The organism is Sphingomonas sp. 8AM, assembly GCF_902506455.1.
Classification (GTDB): domain Bacteria; phylum Pseudomonadota; class Alphaproteobacteria; order Sphingomonadales; family Sphingomonadaceae; genus Sphingomonas.
The window spans coordinates 1-7,203 of sequence record NZ_LR733855.1 but is presented as its reverse complement, the minus strand read 5'-3'; the positions used below and the strand labels follow the sequence as shown (position 1 = coordinate 7,203).

The 7,203-nt window shown below is 72.1% G+C and carries 6 protein-coding genes and 1 pseudogene; all 7 read right to left on the bottom strand.

All coding sequences use genetic code 11. The annotated features are described in order from the left end of the window. Positions 1 to 734 (bottom strand): outer membrane protein (locus BACI71_RS17660; RefSeq protein WP_159761516.1); only part of this gene is annotated, 734 nt, incomplete at its 3' end. Between the two features lie 131 nt (positions 735 to 865). Next, entirely contained in the window at positions 866 to 1,369 is a 504-nt protein-coding gene (locus tag BACI71_RS17655; RefSeq protein WP_159761515.1) for a DUF2793 domain-containing protein, read from the bottom strand. Continuing rightward, complete coding sequence (locus BACI71_RS17650) at positions 1,369 to 3,501, bottom strand: phage tail protein (RefSeq protein WP_159761514.1); 2,133 nt, start codon at positions 3,499 to 3,501, stop codon at positions 1,369 to 1,371. The genes BACI71_RS17655 and BACI71_RS17650 overlap by 1 nt, the downstream gene beginning before the upstream one ends. 1 nt (position 3,502) lies before the next feature. Further along, complete coding sequence (locus tag BACI71_RS17645) at positions 3,503 to 3,901, bottom strand: peptidoglycan endopeptidase (RefSeq protein ID WP_159761513.1); 399 nt, start codon at positions 3,899 to 3,901, stop codon at positions 3,503 to 3,505. After that, entirely contained in the window at positions 3,898 to 4,701 is an 804-nt protein-coding gene (locus tag BACI71_RS17640) for a DUF2163 domain-containing protein (protein ID WP_159761512.1), read from the bottom strand. Before BACI71_RS17640 ends, BACI71_RS17645 begins: the two co-directional genes overlap by 4 nt. Beyond that, positions 4,698 to 6,944, bottom strand: coding sequence for a DUF2460 domain-containing protein (locus BACI71_RS17635; RefSeq protein WP_159761517.1), 2,247 nt, complete (start codon positions 6,942 to 6,944; stop codon positions 4,698 to 4,700). The genes BACI71_RS17640 and BACI71_RS17635 overlap by 4 nt, the downstream gene beginning before the upstream one ends. Further along, a pseudogene (locus BACI71_RS17630) lies at positions 6,944 to 7,203 on the bottom strand (tail tape measure protein); the annotation flags it as partial. The gene BACI71_RS17635 and the pseudogene BACI71_RS17630, both read right to left, overlap by 1 nt.

Below are 7,203 nucleotides of genomic sequence, written 5' to 3'. Positions count from 1 at the left end.
GGCGGCGGCGGCGGCGGCGGCGGAGCCGCTTCCTCCGGTGCGCCGAAGTTGTACGTCACGCCACCCAGCAGGCTGTGCGAACGGAAACGACCGTCGTACGAGCTGCCACGTGCGTCGAACAACTTGACGTTGTCGGCGTTGAAGAAGCGATACTTCAGCGAAACGTCGACGTTCTCGCTCAGCGGTGCACGGATACCGGCCAGCGCCTGCCAGGCGAAGACGGTGTCCGAGTCATCGAGGAAGCGATAAGCGTTGGGTGCCGAGGCACGTGCCTGGACGCGGGCCACACCGGCACCGCCGCCGACGAAGCCCTGAAGGCCGTCGTCTTCGCCGAAGTCGAGCAAACCGTTGACCATGAAGCTCAGCGCCGAGGTACGGCCGCCGACGCCATCATAGGTGCCCGGGTTCGCCTGCGTCGAACCGCTGAGCGGAACGCCCGCGGTCGTGCGGAGGCTGTCGATGCTCGCGCGACGATAACCGGCTTCGGTTTCGAGGCGGAACGCACCGAAATCGTAACCGACGACGCCGTCGACATCCCAGCCATAGTCGTGATCGACAGTGGCGGTGCCGCTGCGGGTCGAAGCGTTCGTACCGGCGCCAACAACGCTCCAGTCGATATCCTCGACGATCATCGCACCGCCTTCAACGCCTACATACCACGCCTTGTCGCGCGCGAGCGCGGGCGTGGCGAGGGCGGTGGAGGCAAGCGCCATGATCATGGCTAGCTTACGCATCATAATCCCCTTTCCATGGTGTCACTACGGACAGCGCAAACTCACTATCGAAAGGATGGTTTCGTCACAAGTCGACAAATACCGCCTGGTGTGACGCAATTGCCACAGTAGGGACGCGGTAAGAACGCTGTTCAAGTCGCGATAAGTCCATGCTTTCGCAACATAATCAAGATCGTTTCGACGCAGGCACGAAGTTCCGCGTCAATCACCGTGCCGCCGGTGGGCACGGTGATCGACGCTGCGCGGGCGCCGACGACCTGCTGACCCGAAACCAGAAGGCTGGAGACGTTCACTTCGCCGATCCGCCAGCCACTTCCGTCACACACCGCGCTTTGCCCCGTCGGCAGGTGGCGGGCACGCAACCCGGCGCGCGGCGCGACGAAACGCCATCCGCCCGCAGTCCAGCCGGCGATCGCGCCGGCGTTCCCGCTCCAGGCGCCGGTCGGCGTCGCGCCGACGATCCAGCATTGTCCGGGCTGCGCCGTTCCGGGCGGCGCGTTGCGGCCGACGTCCTCGACCGTCGCCTGCACCGCCAGATCGAGCAGCGCCAGCGCCTCGTTGTGCCACATTTCCTTCTGCGCCTGTCCCGCCGCCAGCATCGGCAGCCCGAGCCGGGCGCTATCCTCGTCGGTCATCAACTTTCTCCCTCGATCAAGCCGGTCGCCGCCGCCGACGCGGCAAACGTGCCGAGCTGGCGGACCGCCACCGCCGTCGCGCCAACCGGCACGACGGCGACCGGGACGGTTACCGCGGGCCCGTCGCTCTCGATCACCCGTGCCGCTGCGCCCTCGCCGATCGTCACGCGATAGCGTTCCCGTTCCTCGCCGAGCGGTGCGTCGCCGTCGTCGCGCCACCGCCAGCCGAGCCGACTCCGCCGCACCCAGCGCAGGTCGAGGCCGCCGTCGGCGCGCCGGCGCGCACGCACGCGCACCGGCGCGGGCGGAGCCAGCGAGATCCCGCTCGCCACGACGCTTGCCGCTACCGGCTGCGGGTCACCGGCCCCGCTCGCCAGCAGCCGGATCGTATCGCCCGGCTGCGCGCGCGGCAGCGTGATCGTCGCGAAACCGCCGCGCCCGACCAGCGCGAACGCCGCGCCGGCGTCATGCGGCGGCGTCAGGGTTCCCCGTCGCCCGCGCAGCAGGGTCGACAGCCGCCAGCGCGTCGGTGCGATCTGCGCGGCATCCCGGAACTGGATCAGCTCGTCACCGAGCAACGCGAGATTGCCGCCGCGGTCCAGCGCAGCATCGTCGATCGACAGCAACGTCAGCGCGTCATGCGCCATCTCGACCTCCAGCGTCGCGCGGCGATCGACGAGCCACGCAGATCCCGCCGGCACGCGCGATACCAGCCGCCCCACCACCGCCGCGCCGGTCGTGCCGCCGGCATCCTCCCACGTCGCGGTCCCGTCGTCGCTCATCAGCAGCGCGGCGCCGCGCCATCCCGGCGCCGTACCGTTCGCGAAGACCGCCAGGCGCAGCGTCTCGCCACGCCCGTCGTCGAGCGGCGGCAGTTCGGCGGCGACCAGCCACGTCGCGGCCAGCGGACGGTCGGGCGCGGCGAGCACGCGACCGGCGTCGGCGGGCAAGGCCGGCGTCGCGTCTTCCGGCGCTGCCAGCCACAGCGTCACGCCGTCACCGCTCGCCTCGACGCGCGTCACCCGCCACGTTGCGCGCTCGCCCGGGGCGCGCAGCGCATCGCCGGGCGCGATGCCGATCGCGGTTGCGTCCAGCGTCACGCGGCGGGTCACCCGCGCACGCTCGGCGCGCTTCAACAGCGCTTGCGCCAAACCCCTCGCCTGCGCCGCATCGAGCGCAACGGGCAGCTCCTGCGCGTCCTCTCGCCAGCCGCCGCCGGGGCGCGCCGCCTGCTGCACGCCGATCTGGTAATCGCGCGCCGGATCGTAGCAGGCGAGCCGCACCCGCTGCGGCACCGTCTCGATCGGCAGCCGCCGTTCGGTCAGCTCCGCGTCCGCGGCGATCGGCACCGCTGCGCCCGGTGCATCCGCCAGCCGCAACGCCGCACCCGCGGGCACCCACCAGCCGCCCGCGATCGCTGCCAGCAACGTCAGCGCGTCCGCCACGCTTTCCGCGCCGGTCGCATAGCCGGGCAGCCGCGCCTGCGGCCCGGCGCCCGTTACCGCGCCTGCGCCCAGTGCCGCCGCCACCGCCCCGATCGTCGGCGGAGTTGCATCGCCGATCACCTCGAAACTCAGCGACGGGATGCGACTGCCGAACGCCTCCAGTGGCAGGTTCTCGAACACCGCATAGGCGATGCCGCGATACGCCGGCGCCTGTGTTTCGAGCGCGGCGATCAGCGGGTCGGCGGTTTGCGCCTCGTCGCCATGATACAGCCGCATCGTGACCGGCAGCTTCCAGTCGCCCGCGGCGCCGCGCACCAGCTGTCCATCCGCCCAGACCCGTCCGATCGCCGCGACCGGTCGCGCCGACAGCGCCACCGCAAACGACGCGGCATAGCGATAGCCTTCGACGCCCGGACGCCCCTTGCCGCCGCGCGACACGCTGCGCGTCTCGATCAGGTCGGCGGCCCAGATCACGCATCCGGCGACGCGCATCGTCCCGAAGATCTGCGGAAGCGGCGCGCCATAGGAGGAAGTCTGCACCTTCAGGTCGCTCAGCCGCGCGCCCGTACGCCGCGGCGACGGGGCGAGCACGCCGCGATCGACGGCATGCCCCAGCACGCCGCCGATCGCCGCGCCGGCCGGTCCCCCGATCGCGCCGCCGACCGTCGTCAACACCAATGTCGCCATCTCACTCTCCCTGCGGCGTCCAGCGCCACGCTCCCTCGATCGGCCACGGCACCGCACCCGGGCGTGCAACCACGCGCCGCACCAGCGCATCGGCATGGATGATCCCGTCGTCGGCCCGCACCGCCAGATGGAGCTGCGTCGTCGCCACCCGGCACAGCAACACGTCCCCCGGCGCAGCGCCGTCGCACGGCTGCAGCGCCGCCGGCACCGCCCCCGCCGGCAGGCGACCGCGCGCCACCGCATAGTCGCGCGGCACCGTCACCGCTGCGCCCGCACGACAGAGCGCCACCGCCACCAGACCGACGCAATCGAGGCCCAGCGCCGGGTCTCTTCCCTGCGCCCGGAACCGCACCCCCACCAGCGTGCGTGCGGCGGCGAGCACCCGCTCGCCCGCCGTCATGCGCCGGGGAAGCGGGTCAGCAGGTCGACGCCCGGCAGATGCGGCTCGCCACGGAAGTTCGCGACATTGCCGAACCGCGACGCGCATGTCGTCAGCCGCCGATCGCAGCCCTCGACCACCTCGACCAGCACGCCGTTGTCGCCGGCAAACACCGGCGCGGCCCGCAGCGTGAGCACCGCCCCGGCCGAGCGCTCGATGGCGCCCGTCAGCCCCGTGTTCGCGCCGCCGAACCACCGCAGCACACCCTCGCCGTAAGCATTGCTGGCCGGCTCGACCGCATCGAGCGTCACCTCCACCCCTGCGGAAGCCACCACCCGCGCGAATCGCCGCCGCGTCGCCATCGCGACCCGGCAGCGCGCATCGCCCAGCGTCGCGCGGCATGCCGGCGACGTCGCCTCGCTCGCCGGCCGCTCCAGCTGCGCCTGTACCCCGCGCAGCTCGGCGGTGAAGCCGCGGTCGGTCAGCTCCACCTCGCCAATCCGGCCCTCGCCCAGCGGCACCGCCGGCGCCACGGGGTCGCTCCAGTCGGTCGCGAAGATCGCCACCCGCGCCGCATCCCAGCGCCCGGCGAGCAGATCGTCGCGCCGGAACGCGCCGGCACCCAGCGCGCCGGTCACCTCCATCGTATCGGCGGCCAGCCCTTCACCGCGCACGATCGCCGACGGCACCATCCCCGGCGCAGCGCGGTAGGTCACGCCGTCGATCGTCAGGTCACGGTCGTGATCGGTCAGCGCCAGCATCACGCCGTCGCGCCGCTCGACCCGCCAGCACAGCGCCTGCGTCACCAGCCGGTCGCTCATGCCTCGCGTACCTCGATCAGCGGCACCGACGGCGCAGCGCCGGCCAGATAGGTCGCACGGGTCACGCTCAGATGATCCTCCGCAAAGCGCACCGGCACGTCGAAGTCGAACGCGGCCGCCACCACCGCCCCCTGCGCAGGTGCGGCGTCGAGCGTCACGATCCCGCCCGGCGCCAGCGTGAACGCGGTCGTCGTCACACCGCCGACCGTCACGCGCACGCTCCCCGCCACCGGCCGCGTGATCCTCCGTGTCGCCGCATCGTAGCGCCGCACCAGCGCGAATTGCCGCGTGACGCCGTCGCCGGTCCCGATCGTTTCGCCGCTCGCACGCCAGTCGAACGGATCGCGCAACCGGAACCCGCGCGCCGCGCCCAGCCGTGCGCGATAGAATGCCAGCAACGTCGCGACGTCCGTCTCGCTGCGCACCCCGGGCCCGACATCGTAGCGGGTACGCGCCTCCGCCCACGCGACCCGGCGCGTCTCGCGCCCGCCCGCGCTGGTCGTCACCCCCGTCGAGAAGGTCGGGGTCACTTCCGCCTCACGGCCCAGCGCGAGCGGGAACATCACGTCGTCGAAAGCTTCCACCGCATCCTCCTCCTGCCAATAGACGAGCCCGTCGCGCAGCACCTGCGGCAGCGCCCACAGATAGACGCCCGCCGCCTCACGCGCCCTTGCCGCCCCCGCCGCCGCGACGATCATGCGCCATTGCGCGCGATCCTCGGCACGCAGCACGAACCCGGCGAGATACTCCTGCTGCCCGACCGGATAGCCGAGCCGTTGCGTCACCGCGGCAGCGCCACGCGCGCTCGCGCCGGTGTCCCCGGCGGTCACCCACGCGTAATCCTCCCGCTGAAGGACATCGAACGCCGGCGCCGCCCAGCCGGTCGGCAGATTCATCCGCCGGATCTCGGGCGCAGCGCTGTCGAGCACGGTCGGCAGATAGGCGAGGAGATAGGTAACGCACCCTGGCGCCGCTGCCTTCACTGCCGCCGTCAGCGCCGCGGTCGACGCGGCCAGCGCCGCCCCTGCACGATCGAGCGTCGCGCCCTGCGCCGCATCCAGCGTGCCGCGCACGTCCGCGATCGCGACCGGCGCGAACGCCGCCTTCGCGCCGTCGTCATACAGACAGGGTCGACCGTCCGGCAGCACCCACCACCACGGCTCGCCGATCTGGAAGCGCGGCGCGAGCCCCGCCCCCGTGCCGATCGCGACGAACGCCACCGCGACGCCGCGCAGATATGCCATCGCCCCCGCATGGGCGGGCGAAAGCAGCGTCGACGGCGGCGTCCATCCGGTCAGCGCCGGCGATCTGTCCGCCGCGCGCTGCTTCCACGCCGCCGGGCAATGCGCGTCGAACAATTCGTAGGACAGCGACCAGATCACGTCATAGCCGAGCGCTTTCGCCCGCGTCGCGAAGTCGCGGTGCCACGCCGCGCAGGCGACGTTGAGCGTGCCAGCCACCATTCCGCCGCTCAGGCGGAAATAGTGGCTCATGCCGACATAATGGACGATCGCCCCGCGATAGCCGAGCTGCAGCGCGTTGCGGAGCAACCGCGCAGGGGTCAGATGATAACTGTCGTCGTAGCCGCTTGCGATCCGCAGATCGTGCTCGGGCAGCACCACGTCGCCGACCGCGACCACCGCCCCCGCGCCATCGCAGGCGATATCGCTCAGCTCGACCCACGCCTCGGCCGGCTGCGGCAGCGCCCCGCCCGCGACGTCAAAGCCCGGCGCGACCAGCGACACGAACATCCGGTCGATATCGCCCGCCCACACCGGATCGCGCTCGCCGGGCAGCACGAACCCGCCGTCGAGCGTTGCGAAGTCGATCGTGACGCGCGCATCCTCGGGCGTGCCGCGCGCATAATTCCACAGCCGCACGTACCATGACCGCGCCCGCCCCCCGGCATCGCGCCCCTCGATCGTCAGCACCGGCCCGTTGACCGCGTCGAGCGCCAGCACACCCGCCGACTGCCACCGGAACGACAAGCGGCACCCGCGATAATCGCGCGCCGTGTCATAGCGCAGCAGCGGATGGTCGTGCCGGTCCGCGCTCTCCCAGATCAGCCCGGCCAGATCGTCGCGGTTGTAGAACACCGCATCGACGCGCAGCGCATCCGGCGCGATCGTCGTCACCGCCGCCATCATCGGGCGCGGAAAGTCGACCGTCCAGTAAACGGGGTCGAAGCGCGTCATCACGCCCGTTGCCTGCCCGGCCCGTGCCTCGGTCAGCCAGAAGCCCATCATTCCGCCTCCATCAGCGCCGCACGCACCGCCCGCGCCACCTGCCGGCTTGATCGCGCCATCGCCTCGGGTGCCGCGGCGCCACCGGCATTGATCGTGATTGCCACCCGCACGTCGCGCGCGCCGCCGCCCGACACCGCCACCTGTCCGCTGGTCGTCGGCACGAACACCTCCGGCCCGCGCTCGCCGACCAGATAGGCACGCCCGGGACTGACCGGCCCGCCGGTCGCGCGCCCCGGTAGCCCGAGCAGCCCGCCCA

Bases quoted from the DNA above. Each gene is read 5' to 3' on its own strand.
- BACI71_RS17650 (WP_159761514.1), bottom strand. From the start codon at position 3,501: ATGGCGACATTGGTGTTGACGACGGTCGGCGGCGCGATCGGGGGACCG.
- BACI71_RS17635 (WP_159761517.1), bottom strand. From the start codon at position 6,944: ATGGGCTTCTGGCTGACCGAGGCACGGGCCGGGCAGGCAACGGGCGTG.
- BACI71_RS17645 (WP_159761513.1), bottom strand. From the start codon at position 3,901: ATGACGGCGGGCGAGCGGGTGCTCGCCGCCGCACGCACGCTGGTGGGG.
- BACI71_RS17640 (WP_159761512.1), bottom strand. From the start codon at position 4,701: ATGAGCGACCGGCTGGTGACGCAGGCGCTGTGCTGGCGGGTCGAGCGG.
- BACI71_RS17655 (WP_159761515.1), bottom strand. From the start codon at position 1,369: ATGACCGACGAGGATAGCGCCCGGCTCGGGCTGCCGATGCTGGCGGCG.